Source organism: Chitinophaga sp. 10T418 (genome assembly GCF_056394125.1).
The window spans coordinates 779,131-796,563 of sequence record NZ_JBFTHG010000001.1 but is presented as its reverse complement, the minus strand read 5'-3'; the positions used below and the strand labels follow the sequence as shown (position 1 = coordinate 796,563).

At 44.0% G+C, this 17,433-nt stretch carries 16 protein-coding genes and 1 tRNA gene; 8 read left to right on the top strand and 9 right to left on the bottom strand.

The genetic code is table 11. The features are described from left to right. Window positions 1–65 precede the first annotated feature (65 nt). The 5 genes from AC1DCV_RS03365 (at window position 66) to AC1DCV_RS03345 (ending at window position 3,849) form a co-directional block, all read left to right on the top strand. Window positions 66–149, top strand: a tRNA-Leu gene (locus AC1DCV_RS03365). A 261-nt stretch (window positions 150–410) separates the two neighbouring features. Further along, window positions 411–1,703: a DUF2130 domain-containing protein gene (locus AC1DCV_RS03360; protein ID WP_477021825.1), complete on the top strand. Its 1,293-nt coding sequence runs from the start codon at window positions 411–413 to the stop codon at window positions 1,701–1,703. 27 nt (window positions 1,704–1,730) lie between these two features. Next, a complete protein-coding gene (locus tag AC1DCV_RS03355) occupies window positions 1,731–2,348 on the top strand; it encodes an HAD family hydrolase (protein WP_477021824.1) in 618 nt (205 codons plus the stop codon). 210 nt (window positions 2,349–2,558) lie between these two features. Beyond that, on the top strand, window positions 2,559–3,197 hold the full coding sequence (locus AC1DCV_RS03350) for a DUF4136 domain-containing protein (protein ID WP_477021823.1): 639 nt from the start codon (window positions 2,559–2,561) through the stop codon (window positions 3,195–3,197). 31 nt (window positions 3,198–3,228) lie between these two features. Then, entirely contained in the window at window positions 3,229–3,849 is a 621-nt protein-coding gene (locus AC1DCV_RS03345; protein ID WP_477021822.1) for an outer membrane beta-barrel protein, read from the top strand. Window positions 3,850–3,929: 80 nt separating this feature from the next. On the opposite strand, the gene AC1DCV_RS03340 is transcribed toward AC1DCV_RS03345, so the two are convergent. Both AC1DCV_RS03340 and AC1DCV_RS03335 read right to left on the bottom strand, forming a co-directional pair. Further along, a complete protein-coding gene (locus AC1DCV_RS03340; protein WP_477021821.1) occupies window positions 3,930–4,946 on the bottom strand; it encodes an FAD:protein FMN transferase in 1,017 nt (338 codons plus the stop codon). A 101-nt stretch (window positions 4,947–5,047) separates the two neighbouring features. After that, window positions 5,048–6,226, bottom strand: coding sequence for an acyl-CoA dehydrogenase family protein (locus tag AC1DCV_RS03335; protein ID WP_477021820.1), 1,179 nt, complete (start codon window positions 6,224–6,226; stop codon window positions 5,048–5,050). A gap of 191 nt (window positions 6,227–6,417) precedes the next feature. On the opposite strand from AC1DCV_RS03335, the gene AC1DCV_RS03330 reads away from it, so the two are divergent. Continuing rightward, the gene (locus AC1DCV_RS03330) at window positions 6,418–6,855 is read left to right on the top strand and encodes a YciI family protein (RefSeq protein ID WP_477021819.1); all 438 of its coding nucleotides are present in this window, start codon (window positions 6,418–6,420) and stop codon (window positions 6,853–6,855) included. A 110-nt stretch (window positions 6,856–6,965) separates the two neighbouring features. Here AC1DCV_RS03330 and pyrF read toward each other — a convergent pair whose 3' ends face one another. The 3 genes from pyrF to AC1DCV_RS03315 all read right to left on the bottom strand — a co-directional run bounded on the left by pyrF (window position 6,966) and on the right by AC1DCV_RS03315 (window position 9,808). Further along, window positions 6,966–7,787 carry an orotidine-5'-phosphate decarboxylase gene (pyrF, locus tag AC1DCV_RS03325; protein WP_477021818.1) on the bottom strand — a complete coding sequence of 274 codons (822 nt, stop codon included), beginning with the start codon at window positions 7,785–7,787 and terminating at the stop codon, window positions 6,966–6,968. Between the two features lie 203 nt (window positions 7,788–7,990). Further along, the gene (locus AC1DCV_RS03320; protein WP_477021817.1) at window positions 7,991–8,617 is read right to left on the bottom strand and encodes an FMN-binding negative transcriptional regulator; all 627 of its coding nucleotides are present in this window, start codon (window positions 8,615–8,617) and stop codon (window positions 7,991–7,993) included. A gap of 93 nt (window positions 8,618–8,710) precedes the next feature. Then, complete coding sequence (locus AC1DCV_RS03315) at window positions 8,711–9,808, bottom strand: Mrp/NBP35 family ATP-binding protein (RefSeq protein WP_441572233.1); 1,098 nt, start codon at window positions 9,806–9,808, stop codon at window positions 8,711–8,713. A 126-nt stretch (window positions 9,809–9,934) separates the two neighbouring features. Here AC1DCV_RS03315 and AC1DCV_RS03310 point away from each other — a divergent pair, with 126 nt between their 5' ends. Both AC1DCV_RS03310 and AC1DCV_RS03305 read left to right on the top strand, forming a co-directional pair. Continuing rightward, window positions 9,935–10,600, top strand: coding sequence for a carboxypeptidase-like regulatory domain-containing protein (locus AC1DCV_RS03310; protein ID WP_441572234.1), 666 nt, complete (start codon window positions 9,935–9,937; stop codon window positions 10,598–10,600). Window positions 10,601–10,659: 59 nt separating this feature from the next. Then, on the top strand, window positions 10,660–11,550 hold the full coding sequence (locus tag AC1DCV_RS03305; protein ID WP_477021816.1) for a 3-hydroxyacyl-CoA dehydrogenase family protein: 891 nt from the start codon (window positions 10,660–10,662) through the stop codon (window positions 11,548–11,550). A gap of 246 nt (window positions 11,551–11,796) precedes the next feature. Here the strand turns inward: AC1DCV_RS03305 and AC1DCV_RS03300 are convergent, their stop codons facing one another. From AC1DCV_RS03300 to AC1DCV_RS03285, 4 genes are all read right to left on the bottom strand, one after another. Beyond that, window positions 11,797–12,057, bottom strand: coding sequence for a hypothetical protein (locus AC1DCV_RS03300; protein ID WP_477021815.1), 261 nt, complete (start codon window positions 12,055–12,057; stop codon window positions 11,797–11,799). Window positions 12,058–12,129: 72 nt separating this feature from the next. After that, a complete protein-coding gene (locus AC1DCV_RS03295; protein WP_477021814.1) occupies window positions 12,130–12,570 on the bottom strand; it encodes a hypothetical protein in 441 nt (146 codons plus the stop codon). A 43-nt stretch (window positions 12,571–12,613) separates the two neighbouring features. Further along, a complete protein-coding gene (locus tag AC1DCV_RS03290) occupies window positions 12,614–12,967 on the bottom strand; it encodes a hypothetical protein (RefSeq protein ID WP_477021813.1) in 354 nt (117 codons plus the stop codon). 87 nt (window positions 12,968–13,054) lie between these two features. After that, entirely contained in the window at window positions 13,055–17,431 is a 4,377-nt protein-coding gene (locus tag AC1DCV_RS03285) for a DUF6531 domain-containing protein (protein WP_477021812.1), read from the bottom strand. Between the last annotated feature and the right edge of the window lie 2 nt (window positions 17,432–17,433).

Sequence of the window (17,433 nt, the reverse complement as noted above, 5' to 3'; positions counted from 1 at the left end):
AATATGAATAAATAAATTTGCTTATTTTAAAAAAGCCATTATTTTTGCACCCCATTCTACCAGATGCGAAGGTGGCGAAATTGGTAGACGCGCTACTTTGAGGTGGTAGTGCCTGAAAGGGCTTGGGAGTTCGAATCTCCTCCTTCGCACACAAAAAAGACTTGCTGAATCAGCAGGTCTTTTTTCATTTATACCCATCCTTAACAATTACCTAACCCCGCCTTAACACCCACCTAACAATAAATTTCCAATTTACATGCACACCCCAACCGTATTACTCTCCCCGAAAACCCTTTACCTGTTGTTTGTTTCTACTAACGTTGATAAATAAGGAAGGATGAGGAAACTCCTTCCTTTTTTTATTAAGGCAACCAATCCCCTATCTTTACTTAATTTTTTTACTGAATACTATGGGAACATCAATCACCTGTCCCAGTTGCAAGCACCAGTTTGTCATGGAGGATGCCTTTGCAGCGGATATCGAAAAAGAAATGAGGAGTAAAATGGAAGATGAATGGCGCCGCCGCCTCAAGTCTCTCCAGGACGAGAAAGATACGCTCCTATCCGAAAAAAACAAGATGGCACTGGAACGCCGTCAAATAGAAACACTGAAACAACAACAGGAAGAAGAAGTGAATAAACGTGTCCTGGCGGAGAAAAAACAACTCCAGGAAACGATGGAAGAAGAACTGCGCAAATCCATTACTGCCGACCTGGGCAACCAGATGGCGGTGTTAAGAGAAGCTAACCAGGAGCAGGAAGAAAAGCTCAGGGAAGCCCGTAAACAGGAACTGGAGTTTCTGCGCAAAGAACAGGAACTGAATACCAAAGAACAGGAACTGGAAATTAACCTGCAAAAGAAATTACTGGAAGCCCGTTCTGAGCTGGCGGATAAAATACGTAAAGAAGAATCTGAGCGGAACAGTCTCCGGGATACAGAACACCAGATGCGTTTAAAAGAGCTGGAAAAACAGCTGGAAGACCAACGCCGACTGGCAGAAGAGATGAAACGCAGGGTTGAACAGGGTTCTACGCAGTTGCAGGGAGAAGCGCAGGAACTCGTGCTGGAAGAAATGCTGCGCGCCAATTTTCCATTTGATGAAGTCACCCCGGTAGGAAAAGGCGTACGCGGCGCCGATTGCGTACAATTGATCCGCAACCAGTTCGGACAGGAATGCGGCCGGATCATTTACGAAAGCAAACGCACCAAAGAATTTATTAAAGACTGGGTAGAAAAACTCAAAGCAGATATGCGTAGCCAGGGTGTTGATGTAGCCATTCTCGTTACCCAAACCATGCCTAAAGACATGGAACGCTTCGGTGAAAAAGATGGTATCTGGATCTGTACTTTCGCGGAAGTAAAAGCACTGGCCTATGTGTTGCGCGATGGTATCATAAAAATTTCCAGTAAGCTCCGCACCCAGGAAAACAAAGGCGATAAAATGCATATGCTCTACGAATACCTTACCGGTGGAGAGTTTGCAGAACAATGGAAAGCCATCCGTGAAGGATTCATGTCCATGAAATTATCKATACAACGGGAACGGGATGCCATGGAAAAACTCTGGAAATCACGCGAAAAACAACTCGAGAAAGTATTACTGAACGCAGCACATATCAGAGGATCAATTGAAGGCATTGCCGGCAGCGACTCGGTAGACCTGCAACTGCTGGAGGATGCAGCGGATGAAATACTGGATTAATTTTTATTTTTTTATTTATATACGCCTATGCAGTCATCTATCAATACCATTATTTTTGACCTGGGAGCAGTATTAATTGATTGGAATCCCAGGCATCTGTATCGTAAACTTTTTTCTTCTGAAGAAGAAATGGAAATATTTCTGCGCGATGTTTGCACATCCGACTGGAATGAAGCACAGGATGAAGGCAGAACACTCGCTGCAGGTACTGACTTGCTCGTAGCCAGCTTTCCACACCACGAAGAAAACATCCGCGCCTACTACGGCAGATGGTCCGAAATGCTGGCCGGAGAAATTGAAGGCACCAAAAATATATTACAGCAATTGAAAGAAAGCGGACAATATAAATTATATGCGCTCACCAATTGGTCTGATGAAACATTTCCTATAGCGCAGGCTATGTATCCTTCCCTTCATTGGTTTGATGGCGTGGTGGTATCTGGTCGTGAAAAAATGCGTAAGCCCGCCGCTGCCTTCTATCAGCTGTTATTAAACAGGTACCAGGTAGCTGCTGCCAACGCGTTATTCATTGATGACAATGAAAGAAATGTGATTGCTGCAAGAGCGTTTGGTATCGACAGTATTTTATTCGAAAATCCACATCAATTAAAAATTGAATTAGAAAATAGATCTATTATTATTTAATCCACTTCGTTAATAATTGAATCTGTTAACCCTTCTTTTACTTTAAGATTTCCTTAACACTCCACAGCTAAACTTTCTGTAACAATCAACTATCTAATCCGTTCAAGAGAGAGGAAACACGGAAAACATGATTGTCAGGAATACCAACCTGTTTTGGTTCATCATTGTTAGCCTGTAAGGAAATTATTTTTTAAATTAATACGCTAGGACATGAAAAAAACTTTGTTTTTATTCAGTGCCGCTGCCGCAGTGGTAGCGATGGTTTCATTCAGCAGCTGTCGTAAAGATCCTTTGAAAGATATGACTAATGAAGAGTCAAGGATCTACATTACGAATCACGATAGCACCGCAAATTTCACATCTTATTCAACATTCAGCATAGTAGATTCGGTAGCTGTATTAACGCGTAGCGCGGATACCGCTAAAAAAGCATTGACGGACTATGATAAAAAACTGATCGCCTCTGTTACCGCTGCGATGCAACAACGAGGATATACACTGGTAAACAAAGCGGCCAAACCAGATCTGGCAGTAAATCTCACCCGTATAGATAATTCCTATACCAACATCTCCTGGAATCCGGGATGGTGGGGCGGTGGTGGCTACTGGGATCCAGGTTACTGGGGATATCCCGGTGGTGGCTGGTATTGGCCTTCTTACTACACCGTATACCAGGTAAATGAAAAACAAGTGGCGATCGATCTTTTCGACCTGAAAAATCCGAAAGGAAACAAGCTGACAGCTGTATGGAATGCACTGTGGCGCGGATCAGGCGTATGGACTACCGGAAATATTGACCCCATGGTACAGGCATCATTTGCCCAGTCCACTTACCTGAGTAAAAAATAATGTTGACTTGAACTTTTAAATTGACAGGAAGATGAAAAAGATTAGAAACTGGATATTGATTTTTGCAGGATGTTTTGCAGCGCAGACAGTATCTGCACAGGTTCGTCCACCATTATCAGTGGATATCAACTATTCCATCGCACAGCCATTTGGCTCACTGAAAGATTATACCGATAAAACCAGCTTCCGTGGCTGGAGTGCAGGATTACAATATATGCTGAATGATCAATGGTCTGTGGGTCTCCGTTCCGGATTCCAGGACTTTTATCAGAAGCTCCCACGTGCAGTTTATCCGGATAAACAAGGTGATGTATCCGCTGTACAAACACGTACACTCCAGGTGATTCCTATTCAGGCCACCGTGAGTTATGCATTTACCAAACCCGAATCAGCAGTCATCCCATACGCAACAGTAGGTGTAGGTACAGCAAATATGAATTATGAAAAATATTGGGGTGAGTTTGTTGAAAAGAATAACAGCTGGCAGTTTCTCGTAAGCCCCGAAATAGGCATCAACGTTCCTTTTGGCAAGGCTTCACCAGTAATGTTTAATGCTAATGTGCGCTACAATTATGCACCGTATAAATATGGCGACATTACCAGCTACAATACCCTCCAGGGAAATATTGGGTTGAAGTTCCATTTGAACTAAGACTCACTTTTGTCCATATTCTAAGAAAGAAAAGTGAGAGTGGATCCCATCCGTTAAACCAGCGGATGGGATATTTTTTTTCAGAATTCCATGTATTGTTGAAAGCCTTTGCTAAACGCCTCTTTAATAGTGCCCTCTTTATCTTTATAGATGTAAATAGCCTCCAGCCCGTACTCCGCATGTGCTGCAATGTAAGCCAGGCCCTTTTCTACCCCCATTAAGATAAGCGGATTATCAAATGCGTCTGCCGTAAAACAATCTTTTGCAATCACCGTTACACTGATAATATTATTGTGCAATGCCACCCCTGTTAACGGATGAATAGTATGTGCAAAACGGGTACGTCCCTGATCAAAAAAGCGGCGGTAATTACCACTGGTAGCAATGCCTTTATCCGGAAGCCGCACCAGGCCCTGCACGGGCTCATAAGTGGTATCACCTGGCGATGGTCTTTCTATTCCCACACTCCAGACTTTATGCTGATGATTGTGGCCTTTTGCGCACAGCTCCCCACCCACATCTACCAGGTAATTATTTATGCCCTGCGCAGCCAGAAAATTACCCAGTACATCTACGGTATATCCCTGCGCAATACCATTACAATCTATCTGCACCCCTTTTTTTGTAGTATACAGCTCATTTCCTTTTACGTGGAGATAACGCGAACCTATATACGACATCGCTGCTTTGATACTATCCGGTGGTGGCACACCTTTGAAGGATGGTTTGGTTACCCCGAATCCCCACAGGTACACCAGTGGTTTAACGGTGACATCAAACAGACCTTCCGTGGCTTTATTGGTAAACAGGGCTTTTTTTATAACCGCCTGCATATGTTCATCCATTTGTACCCGACCGGTTTCATTGAAACGATTAATGACAGAACCTGGCTTATACAAAGAAAGTGATTGATCAATCACGCGGAAGATAGAATCTATACGCGGTTGCAGCGAAGTTGTATCTGCAGACAAATATTTCACAATGTAATAGGTGCCTTGTGCTTTGCCTTCACAGGCCACCAGTTTCAAAACAGGCTCCTGCTGCGCTTTAGCCGCAGTAGCCCATAGCAGGATACCTGCAAATAATAATTTGTTCATTCTTAATTCAACTGTTGGCGCTAAGTTATCTCCATTTCAGCATAGCTGCAAGCGCCTGCTCATCGCTGCATTTCTAAAAGCTAAGTGCTAATAGCTAAAAGCTATTTAAATGCCTCAAATCCGGTTACATCCATACCGGTTATCAGTAAATGTATTTCATGTGTGCCTTCGTAGGTCATCACGCTTTCCAGGTTCATCATATGCCGCATCACAGAAAATTCACCGGTAATGCCCATACCGCCTAAAATGGTGCGGGCGTTGCGGGCAATATTGGCCGCAACTTCGCAGGAATTGCGTTTAGCCATGGAAATTTGTGCGGGAGTAGCTTTGCCTTCATTTTTCAATACCCCCAGGCGCCAGTTGAGCAACTGTGCTTTGGTGATTTCAGTGATCATTTCTGCCAGCTTTTTCTGTGTCAGCTGGAAACCGCCGATGGGGCGACCGAACTGGACGCGTTCTTTCGCATAGCGGAGGGCCGTATCGTAACAATCCATTGCCGCTCCTATCGCTCCCCAGGCAATGCCATAACGGGCGGAAGAAAGGCAGGATAATGGCCCTTTTAATCCTTTGGCATCAGGCAGTATATTCTCTTTAGGTATTCTTACGTTATCAAAAACCAGCTCACCGGTGGCACTGGCACGCAAGCTCCACTTTCCTTTGGTTTCAGGTGTGGTAAATCCTTCCATGCCTCTTTCCACAATAATGCCGCGGATAACACCGGCTTCATCTTTTGCCCATACTACTGCGATGTCTGCAAAGGGGGCATTGGATATCCACATTTTGGCGCCATTCAGTATTACATGATCGCCATCGCTCGTGAAGTTGGTGATCATACCGGCCGGATTGGAGCCATGGTCAGGTTCGGTGAGTCCAAAGCAGCCCATGAATGATCCTGTAGCCAGTTTAGGAAGATATTTTCGTTTCTGTGCTTCACTGCCAAAAGTAAAAATAGGATACATCACCAGTGATCCCTGCACCGAAGCGGTAGAACGGATACCACTGTCGCCGCGCTCCAGCTCCTGCATCATGAGTCCATAGGAGATGTGGTCCATTCCTCCTCCTCCATATTCTGCTGGAATGGTAGGACCAAAACAGCCCAGTTCTCCGAGTCCATCTATAATTTGCGTGGGGAAAGTGGCCCGCTGGCAATAGTCTTCAATAATAGGCGATATTTCTTTCTTCACCCATTGTCTGACCGCATCACGGGTCAACAGGTGTTCTTCTTTCAGCAAAGCATCTACGGCAAAGTAATCGGGTGACTGAAACAGATCTTGTTGCATTAACTACAGGTTTAATACCCAATATAAGAAATTACGAATTACGGAGTTGCGGGAAGCAGGCAGGTGTAATGAAAAAATGCTGTCAGGGGCTATAGTGGCTGCATAAATAATGCAGTATCCTGCAAAATCTTCGCTGTTATAAACGCGTTAATTCGAGACAAGTTAGTACCTTTCAATCAAATTAGAGAGCTATGGCAAGCAAAGTTATACCTGCGCTTTTGCTATTGGGATTCTTAGTCATTGTGATGTTATCATTTCACCCCACACCATTACAATCTGTTGCACTCAGGGTGCTACCCCCAAAAGTCAAATCAGGCGCTACCCCTGAATTAAAAAGGTACTGGATGGTCTTTTTACGGAAAGGCTCCAGGCGCGACCAGGATACCGCGGTTGCAGCAAAAATACAATGTGATCATCTCGCTAACATCCACCAACTGGCCGATGCCGGCAAAATTATTGTGGCAGGCCCTTTTGGAAACGATGAAGATCTGCGCGGTATTTTAATTATGAATTGTAAAGACAGTCTTGAAGTAGTATCTCTGGTTAACAGGGATCCTGCAGTGGTGGCAGGCAGACTGGTATTCGATGTAAAGCCGTGGTGGACAGTAAAGAACGCGGTGTTTAAGTAATGAATTACGAATTTCAAATTACGAATTACGGATTTGTGAGTAGATATAAGTGAAGATGATTTCACATTTATCAACTACCTACAAATCCGTAATTTGAAATTCTTAATGCTTTATACTGTCGCCGCAATCTTATTCAGGTATCCTGCCATTTCCTGTTGATATTTGATGGCCACATTTCTGGCATCTGTTGCGAAATCTTCTCCATTACCGGCATAAATAATGGCACGGCTGGCATTTACCAGTAACCCGCAATCTTTATTCATGGCCTGTGTGGAAATTTCTTCCAGACTGCCTCCCTGTGCACCTACGCCCGGCACCAGGAAGAAATGATCTGGAACCAGTTTACGGATATATCCCAATTGGGTAGATTGTGTAGCGCCTACAACAAACATCAGGTTGTCAGGTGTACCCCATTCCACGCCAGCTTTCAGCACTTTTTCAAACAGGAATTCATCGCCTATCTGTTGCATCTGAAAATCCTGGCTGCCTTCATTGGAAGTGAGTCCAAGCAGGATGGCCCATTTTTCAGAAAACTGCAGGAAAGGTTCCACGCTGTCTTTTCCCATATAAGGCGCCACGGTAACGGAGTCGAACTTATAGGTTTCGAAAAATGTTTTGGCATACTGGGTAGATGTATTGCCTATATCACCACGTTTGGCATCAGCAATCGTAAATATACCGGCAGGAATATACTCTACAGTACGTTGTAAACTTTCCCAGCCACGGATTCCCATACTTTCGTAAAAGGCCGTATTAATCTTGTAGGCTACACAAAGATCTTTGGTAGCATCAATAATCGCCTTGTTAAAGGCAAACACCGGATCTGCATGAGAAAGCAGGTGTTTTGGAATCTTTTGTATGTCTGTATCCAGCCCTACACAGAGGTATGACTGCTTTTCCTTAATCAGATTCACCAATTCCTGTCGATTCATAGTCGGTTAATTTGGGGCGCAAAGTTAAGTAAAACTTAAGTATTGACGCTTCTTTAAACATATTATGATTACCTGTAATTGAAAACAACTCTAAATATTCACTGTGGTAGTTGTGGTTTACCAACATAATTTTTATGAGGAAGATAAATTAAAGATATTCCTTTTTGCGAATACGCGCATCAACAAAAAATAAAATAATTCTTCTATTTTTCTGCTGCCCGGCGGGCTTCCATTTCTGCAGCCACACGCAGGGAATTTTCATCCCCCAACGCCCGCAAATGGGCAATTACGCTGTAATAATCCGTATCTTTTTTATTCTGGCTGAGCTTATAGTTGGCATTCACGTCTCTCACAGTAAGTTCAAATCCAACAATCGCCTTTACATTATTCCCGATTGTTTTATCATCAATATCTGTAATATGCACCGGGCAGGCAGATGCGGCTTCATAGTGATCCATCAGGGAACCCAGTGCAGCAATTACTTCCGCCTCTTCCTGTATCCTGATCTGTCCGTGAATATGCACGGCCATGTAGTTCCAGGTGGGGATTTTCTCTTTTTCATACCAGGAAGAGGAAATATAGGCATGATGTCCGGAAAAAACAGCCAATGTATCGCCCTTGCTGAAATACTCCCATTGCGGATTAATCCTGGCAATGTGTCCATGTAACACAAAATTTCCGGGTGTTTTTTCTACCAGCGTCATGGGAATATGAGTGGCGTGTGGTACACTGGCATCATCCACATTAATCAGCAAACCAAAACCATTTTCTTTGATAAAAGCAGCAATAGTATCCCAGTTGGTTTCCCTGGTGAGTTTTGGAGTATACATCTGAAGAAAGAATTACAAATTACTAATTACTAATTACGAACAACAGCCTTGCGGATGGCAAAACGTTGTTCGTAATTTGTAATTAGTAGTTCTTTATACGATAATATCAACAATCTTGGTAGGTGCTATATTGGCATTACGCATGGCGATACTACGGGCAGCGGCACCTGCAACATCCAGGAATGCTTTACGGATAATTTTCTCATCCCCGGCCATAGCAGGTACACCAGCATCACCACCTTCGCGGATGCTTTGTACCAATGGTATCTGTCCCAGGAAAGGTATTTCCAGTTCTTCTGCCAGGCGTTTACCACCTTCTTTACCGAAAATATAATATTTGTTATCCGGCAACTCAGCTGGCGTGAAATAGGCCATATTTTCCACTAAACCAATGATTGGCACATTAATCTGCGATCCCTGGAACATGGAAATTCCTTTTTTAGCATCTGCCAGGGCTACATCCTGCGGAGTGGTAACAATCACCGCACCGGTAACAGGTACGGTTTGTACCAGGGTCAGGTGAATATCACCGGTACCAGGAGGCATATCGATAACCAGGTAATCCAGTTCATCCCAGTATACATCGGTAATAAATTGTTTTAATGCACTGCTGGCCATGGGGCCACGCCACACAACTGCTTGTCTTTCATCGATCAGCAAACCAATAGACATTACCTTGATACCGAATTTCTCAATCGGCTGAATCATGCCTTTACCGTCTACATTCACCATCAGTGGCCTTTCTCCACGTACACCGAACATGATAGGAACGGAAGGACCGTAAATATCAGCGTCCATCAACCCCACTTTAGCACCATCTCTACCCAATGCCAGGGCCAGATTGGCCGCCACAGTGGATTTACCCACGCCTCCTTTACCGGAAGCCACCACTATAATATTCTTCACATTAGACAGTACACCTTGTCCGCTTGTTCTTTTGGTACTCACATTGGCGGTCATCACTACTTCCACTTCCGCATCCCTGCTCACTATCATGTGAATAGCATTCACACAGGCATTCCGGATCAGGTCCTTTAACGGACATGCCGGCGTGGTAAGTATGACTGTAAATTTTACTTTGTTGCCGTCAATCTCTATATCTTTTACCATGTTCAGCGTAACGAGATCTTTCCCCAGATCTGGCTCCTCTACGTTGCTCAGGGCCTTTAAAACCTGCTCTTTCGTGATCATAAATTGTTGTTAATTTTGAATCCAGACAGCAAAGTTAACCCAATTGGGATTTAATTTACAATTTCTCTGGGCAGCTGATCAACTGCATGGAAACACGTAATTAAATTTTTATATCTTAGGGCCGGCATGCATCAGAAAAGATCCTACATACTGTCACTCATAATTGTTTTCCTTTTGTCTCCTTTCCTATTGAAAGCACAGATTGCGGAATTCAGAGACAGCGTCATTCAGATTTCAGGTATTACCATGACAGCAGACAGCCTCCGGGCCATCCCTGCAGTAAGCGTACTGGTAAGAGGTCAGGGCAGAGGTACCATCTCCAACAGATCCGGTATATTCTCCATTGTAGTGTTTAAAGGTGATACCCTGTCATTCAGCGCAGTAGGCTTTAAGCATAAAAACTACCGGGTACCGCCAGATATCAAAGGAAACAGTTTCTCCCTGATACAGCTGATGGTAGAAGATACCACCTATCTGCCGGTCACCATCATCAAGCCCTATCTCTCAAAAGAAGAATTTGAACGTGCCTTCGCTAATATGGACATCCCCGATGATGCCTATGAGGTGGCACGAAAAAATACCAACAACGCCAGGCTCCGTGCCATGGCCCGCTACACCCCTGTTGATGGACGTGAAGGCGTAAACCAATACCTCAACAAACAGGCACAGAGCCTCTACTATGCAGGTCAGCCGCCACCACAGAACATCTTTAACCCGCTGGCATGGGCACAATTTATTCAGGCCTGGAAGCGAGGCGACTTTAAAAGGAAAGACGATAGTTACAGCAACTAGTTCGTAACGGGTAATTCTTTAAATTAGTGGCTTATTCAATTCTGACAAATCACTACACCATGCAAAAAATTGCGGTAATCGGCGCTGGTACCATGGGAAATGGTATTGCGCATGTCTTTGCTCAACACGGCTATGCCGTTACTTTAATAGATGTTTCTGCCCCGGCACTTGATAAGGCACTACAAACCATTACCCGGAACCTCGACAGGCAGGTGACCAAGGGAACTATTACGGAAGCCGTTAAAACTCAAACGATTGGCAACATCTCCCTGCAAACAGATCTCGCTGCCGGCGTAAAAGACGTTTCCCTGGTAGTGGAAGCAGCTACCGAAAATATTTCGCTGAAGCTGAAAATATTCCAGGACCTGGATCAACATGCCCCTGCCGACGCGATCCTGGCCACCAACACCTCCTCGATTTCTATTACAAAAATTGCAGCAGCCACTAAACGCCCTGCTAAAGTAATAGGCATGCACTTTATGAATCCCGTACCAGTCATGAAACTGGTAGAGATCATCAATGGCTATGCTACCGATAAAGACGTGACCAACACCATTGTGGCGCTCTCTGAAAAACTGGAGAAAGTTCCCTGCGTGGTAAATGACTATCCCGGCTTTATTGCTAACCGCATTCTGATGCCCATGATCAACGAAGCGATCTGCTCCCTGTTTGAAGGCGTAGCTGAAGTTGCAGAAATTGATACTGTCATGAAACTGGGGATGGCTCACCCAATGGGACCATTGCAACTGGCCGATTTCATAGGACTGGATGTTTGTCTTTCCATCCTGCAGGTGCTGCATGATGGGTTTGGCAATCCTAAATATGCTCCCTGCCCACTGCTTGTGAACATGGTAACCGCAGGCTATTTAGGCGTGAAAAGCGGAGAAGGATTTTATAAATATACTGCAGGTAGCAAAGACCTGGTCGTAAGTGAAAGATTCAGCAGATAATAAACAACGGGTAGTATATGCACTGATTTAGTTGCATATACTACCCGCTAATAGTGTATTCGTTTCCGTTATACTACAGCAACACTACTTTCCATTTATTCATGGCTGCAATAAACCCGGTAATTAATTCTTTTGATAAGCGTATATCTTCTTCTGATGCCATTGTGATGACTGGTTAATTCATTATTTATTGCTGTTCACACTTAATACAAGAAGCAGCATGAAAGCATCTATTACTTTAGATGTTTAATCAATTTCGTCCAGTATTTTATCATATAAATTTCCGTGATCAACTGCTTTCCATCCTTCTCCGTATTCTTCCTCTATAGCCACCAGCGACAATAGAGAAAGCGGGGTAAAGGCAGAAATTTCATGCTCATTCTTTTTAGCTCTCCAGCCAATCACATCTTCTTTATCATCGCTCAACGTGGCTGTTACGTTATACCCTTTCTGAGTAATCATGAACAACGCTACATTGTAGGTGTTCATTGCTTCTGCCAGTTTCATAACGTATTGTATTAATGGCCTCCTCAACATAGCACTTAAGACGAAATGCTTTCTCTATACAGGTATCAATCGCTATCTGATTTTATCCAAAATGCTGATGGCCAGGTTCCTGGAAGCATCGCTTTGTGATGTTATTTTAGTCAACAGTTGGGCGTCTTCTTCCTTATTGAAATAAACATTTACACCACTCTGCATAAATACGACCGTTTCTTCTTCATCCCCATAGATCGCCACTATTTCTGCATCATATTTTGTAACAAAGTCAGTATAATTAGCCAATTCCGTTAATACAGCCGGACGTGGCATTTCTATCTGCTCGGCTGTTATTTGATTTGAGAAAGTATCATATACAAAAGAAACTGTAAAATCTTCCAGGTAGAAGTAATACATAGGTACCTCCTCTCCAAAAACACTATCGCTGTTTTCTTTGAGCCAATCTATACCAACTTTTTTCCCTTCTTTATCAAAAAAACTACCCGAATGAATAAATTTATCAATATTGAATTMTAGCATAAATAAACGCCAATGCTCTTTAAATACCTTATAGTAAGGTACATTAACTATTTGTAGGCATCTCTTTCCTGAAGGTGAGTATAAATCCTTCTTGAGAAAAAACATCTTCAAAAAACTTCCCCTTTTCTTCTCTTTCTATCTTTTTACCTTTTTCAATCCTTATTCCAATTAAATATTTATACTCTTTGTAGCTCTCATATTTCCACTCGTTTTCTACTTCATTAAAATTGGGATAAACCATAATAGTTCCGTTATCAAAATTTGCCTTCTGGTAACTCCCTGAATAAGAACTATCTCTTTCTTCGAAGGCTATTTGTAATAGATTACTTATATAGTTTAGTAGCTCATTTATAGTATTGTAGTTCGCTGCAAATGTCAAGGAAATTATTTTATTCATTATACCTATTTATACTAATGTTTAATTATATGTATCAACTAAAAAAGTCATCCAGCTTATTACATTAGACAGCATTTTAGATTGTCTCTACCCTGCACATTTTACAGGCATATGCATAGATTCCCCTTTTGCCTTTGCTGATTCCATGTCTGGATAAATGGCAAAATTCACATCTCTTCCTGCCATTGATGAAAGCTTGCTTCTTGCGTCTGTTATACCTAATTGGTCTGCAATGTGCAAGCCTTCCGGAGTGCCGTCAATTAGAATCTTTTTCCCATCTTTTCCTAAGCCTAATCCAACCGCTTTTTGATGCAAATCTTTATTTACTAAAGCGATGTCATAATCACTATGGGGACCAAAAGGTTTTCCTGTTCCATGTTGAACTCCTGTTACCGCACTACCTTGCATAACTGGCATAGTCCGTGGATATCCTGCACGTGTTAAAGCTGCTTGTGTGGCTTGAGAGAATTGCCTGAACTGACCATAACTACTAAAGCCCTGAGGTATTGGCCCTAAGCCCAAAACATCAACATATGAATTGGTATCCTCTACATATGAATATAAAGTTTTATTACCTCCTAATAACCCGATTGGATCTTGAGAGATGTAGCATCCACTCTCACTATCATAATACCTAAACCTATTATACGCCAGCCCTGTTTCCTCATCTTCATACTGCCCCTGATAAAGATAATTACAAAATGTTTTATCCCCGTATAGTTGTCTCGTTTTTCCATAGCAATCCAGCTCACGCTCCCACACCTTACCGCCGAAAGCATCATAAGCATGGGTAGGCGTACCCAGATGATCCGAAATAATACTGTATGAATCGCTTCCGACAATTTTTGCACAGGGCACAAATGAATCTTTCTCAAAGATCCAGGTAACCAGGTCTTCCACCGGCACCCTTTCTTCCTGCAGGTCGCCATTGGTGGTTGCTGCTAAATAGGGTGGATAATCACCCTTATATTGCCATTCATGCAAAGGAACATGCCCATCCCACAACCAGCGCGTTACTGTTTGTTTACGTTTATTGACTTTGGCAATACGTCGCCCTAACGGGTCATAACTAAATACTATTTCGCCTCCCGCAGGTGCAATCACACGGTGTAACAAACCATTCCCTTTCCATTCGTAGATCCAACCGGTTCGGCTGCCTTTGAGTGTTATCCCCGCGGCGTTGGCATATGCCTTTTTATCTTCTGCTGTAGTGTGATGATTATTCTTAAATTCTTTAAACACCAGATTGCCTTCTACATCATAATGATAGTAGTAATCCGGACACTCCAGCAACCGGCCACCTTTGCCATATACCCGATCTTTCCGCGCCGGTGTACGGAACAGGTTACCTAATTTATCCGGTATCCGGTAAACGATAGCAGCAACATCGCCAGGCTGGGCATAGGTAGCACTCACCAGGTTATCAAACTCATCGTAGGCAAATTGTGTCTGTACTCCAGACAATTCATTAATGATACGGCGTACCTGCATCGACTGACCCCATTCGTAACGAATGCGGCTCTGCTCTGTATTATCTACACCAATAGATCGCCGTATAACCCGCCCCTGTTTATCCCGCTGTGTTTGCACATTCACCCCACCGACCAGCATCCGCTGCAATTCCTGTCCGCTGTGATTACGCTCCCAGGCCGCCGTCCAGTTATCCGATATGCCATTCGATGCTTTCATTTTTTCCACAAACCCCGCCACGCTGTATTGCAGACTAACAGCAGCACCAAGACTACTACCTGTGAAACAATGGTCTCCCGCTTCATCGTATTCATGCGTCACCTCATTCGCTCCCTGTATTTCACTGGTCACGCGACCATAAGCATCCCGTTGCAGGGCAATCTCGCCGTCTTCATTAAAAGCCCCTGTCAGCAAACCATCCTTATCATAGCCATAGGCTGCAGTAGTACCGTCATGGTATTCTTCACGGACTACCCGACCTACACTATCATAATCATACATTGTACTGCGGTTGCCAGGACGAATTATTTTTTTAATACGCCCTGCTTCGTCCCGCTCATACCTCCGTTGTATGCCATCAAAGCCCCATTCATGAATGGTCTTTCCTGTCGCATCCGGCTCCAACCGGTACATCTCGCCTCCTTCATTGGCAATGCTACGCAACTGCAGCTCCGCATCATAGTTGAAGCGAACATTTACGCCATGCTGACTTCTTCCCGTTAATATACCCAACGGACCATAGGTAAAATTCACTTCCCGTTGCCCATCCTTAGCACTAATCAGATTATCGGCTGCATCATAGCTGAAGGTATTGACATTGCTATCTGCCTCTGCTATCTGAATAGTATTTCCGGCCGCGTCATACTGATAGGTATACCAGTAACCGGTAGCGCTGGTTTCTTTTACCAGTCGTCCCAGGTCATCATATTGCCAATGTAGTTGTGAGCCTTCCGGTGTGGTCAGTTGACAGAGATTATGCTGCGAGTCATACGCCAGGTCAAATGCGCGGCCACTACTGTGAACAATCCTGACCACATCTCCCCCGCTATACTCATACTGCAATGTATTGCCATTCACAAAGGTTTTCTTCTCCAGCAATCCCTGTTCATTATAGCTCCATCGCAACCGCCGGCCACCCGGACTTTTAACTGCAATCAGCCGTTGCTCCTCATCATACGAAAACAAGGTCGCCTCCCCGTTGCCATTTACTTCTTTCTCTATTCTGCCAAATTCATCGTAGCTGTTTTTAGTTGTATTCCCCACCGGATCCACTACCACCTCCAGCTCCTGGTAGCTGTTATACTGCTGCATAGTGACGCCACCGTTGCCATCAATAATTTTATAGATGAGATGCTGTTCATCAAAATAATACTCCGTGCTGTGTCCGAGGCTATTGGTAGCAGTGGTTTTCCCTACTTCATAAGATGTATGATACTCCAACACACCACCATCGCCCCAGGTGTGTATGCAGCGGGCATCTTCTCCTGAACCATCATACTCCCAGTAAAAATTCAGGCCGCTCTGATTTGTTAACTGCACTAATAAATGCCCCTTGTAAAAAAAGTATTTACTTACATCCAGCGCATTGGTAGTACTGCTTAAATTACCATCTTCATCATACGTATAGCGTACGAGGTTGATGATATCTGCACCATTGCTGGTATGAATTCTTTCAATGCGTCCCTGCTCATCTGTGGTGACCAGCAACAACCGGTTGCTGCTGTCAATGATCTGTTGCAGATAGCCGTTACCGTTATAACGGAACAGGATACAAAATCCGGCTACACTCCTTATTTCAGAAAGCTGGTAACTTCCGTCCGGCGCAGGTTTGGATGCAAACCTGTAAGTTTGCTTGGCAATGTCCTCCAGGTAATAACCACTGTTATCACGATGCCACCATAGCTTTTCCCCCCTGTTATAATAACTACCTCCCGTTGCCAATACCGGCATCACGGTTTCGCGACCATCCCGCAGTCGTATGCTGAAATAGCCGTTTTGAAGATCGTACACATGCATATTATAGTTGTGATGCCAGTTATAACCCAATGGGCCTTTTACGGCTGCATCACTATAATAGGTACGTTCCCATACCAATGGAATGGGCCCGGACAATTCAAAATCTATGTTGGAAGAAAATACTCTTCCGCTGGCTGCATCTACCGGCTCACCAAAATGTTTGCATTTGAAGTCCTGCAGAATGGCTGCCAGCCGGGGGAAGCGGCTTTCTATCTTATCAATCACCTTTTGCAATATCTTACCTGCTGCTTTTGACAAGCCTTTCAAGCCAAGTTTAAACATTAGCTGAAACAGGTCTATCGTTGGCGGTCCACCTACCAGCACAGGTTTGCCGGCAGAAGTCATAATGAGCAACACAGAAGTGGGGGCCATCAATGCAAAGGCGGAACTCTTTTTATTAAGACGGGGGGGTGATGGCAGTCCCACCAGGTTACAGGAAAGCGCTGGATGAAACTGTGTAGAAAAAGGTCCACCATCTGCCAGCACAGTAGAACTACCCATCCACATTTCCGAGGCCGCTTTAGGCTTTATGATAGGAAAAGGCAGATGTGCAATGAATGCAGGCAAATGAAAAATGGTAGTGCCGGCATTAGCGATCCATTGGTTGTGTACCTTTACAGAAGGACTTAAAGCATGTACCAGCATTTGTGCGGTAGCCGCCAGGGAAAACGGTTGAGGCGCTGGTTCTTTCCCTTCTTCCGGTTCCGGCGGTTCGGGGGGCGGTGGCACCACACTGGCTATGGCCGCCATAATAGCGCCCATGATATCGAATACCATTCCTATATGAGGTACTGGTAACAAGGGAGAAGGAGGAAATACGGAATCATGAAAATCGATTCCTATGCCCAGGTCAAAATACTTTGCGGCGGGCATGCCCGGGAAGGAGGGCAAAACGCTCGCCATTCCTTTTTGTATATGGTCCAGCGAGTTTTTCTTTTCTGCAAACAATGCACCGAAGCCTTTATTTTCTGCAGCCATAG

What these genes read in the sequence shown, in the direction of transcription:
- AC1DCV_RS03355 (WP_477021824.1), top strand. Translation starts at nt 1,731, where the DNA reads ATGCAGTCATCTATCAATACCATTATTTTTGACCTGGGAGCAGTATTA.
- AC1DCV_RS03350 (WP_477021823.1), top strand. Translation starts at nt 2,559, where the DNA reads ATGAAAAAAACTTTGTTTTTATTCAGTGCCGCTGCCGCAGTGGTAGCG.
- AC1DCV_RS03345 (WP_477021822.1), top strand. Translation starts at nt 3,229, where the DNA reads ATGAAAAAGATTAGAAACTGGATATTGATTTTTGCAGGATGTTTTGCA.
- AC1DCV_RS03340 (WP_477021821.1), bottom strand. Translation starts at nt 4,946, where the DNA reads ATGAACAAATTATTATTTGCAGGTATCCTGCTATGGGCTACTGCGGCT.
- AC1DCV_RS03335 (WP_477021820.1), bottom strand. Translation starts at nt 6,226, where the DNA reads ATGCAACAAGATCTGTTTCAGTCACCCGATTACTTTGCCGTAGATGCT.
- AC1DCV_RS03330 (WP_477021819.1), top strand. Translation starts at nt 6,418, where the DNA reads ATGGCAAGCAAAGTTATACCTGCGCTTTTGCTATTGGGATTCTTAGTC.
- pyrF (WP_477021818.1), bottom strand. Translation starts at nt 7,787, where the DNA reads ATGAATCGACAGGAATTGGTGAATCTGATTAAGGAAAAGCAGTCATAC.
- AC1DCV_RS03320 (WP_477021817.1), bottom strand. Translation starts at nt 8,617, where the DNA reads ATGTATACTCCAAAACTCACCAGGGAAACCAACTGGGATACTATTGCT.
- AC1DCV_RS03315 (WP_441572233.1), bottom strand. Translation starts at nt 9,808, where the DNA reads ATGATCACGAAAGAGCAGGTTTTAAAGGCCCTGAGCAACGTAGAGGAG.
- AC1DCV_RS03310 (WP_441572234.1), top strand. Translation starts at nt 9,935, where the DNA reads ATGCATCAGAAAAGATCCTACATACTGTCACTCATAATTGTTTTCCTT.
- AC1DCV_RS03305 (WP_477021816.1), top strand. Translation starts at nt 10,660, where the DNA reads ATGCAAAAAATTGCGGTAATCGGCGCTGGTACCATGGGAAATGGTATT.
- AC1DCV_RS03300 (WP_477021815.1), bottom strand. Translation starts at nt 12,057, where the DNA reads ATGAAACTGGCAGAAGCAATGAACACCTACAATGTAGCGTTGTTCATG.
- AC1DCV_RS03290 (WP_477021813.1), bottom strand. Translation starts at nt 12,967, where the DNA reads ATGAATAAAATAATTTCCTTGACATTTGCAGCGAACTACAATACTATA.
- AC1DCV_RS03285 (WP_477021812.1), bottom strand. Translation starts at nt 17,431, where the DNA reads ATGGCTGCAGAAAATAAAGGCTTCGGTGCATTGTTTGCAGAAAAGAAA.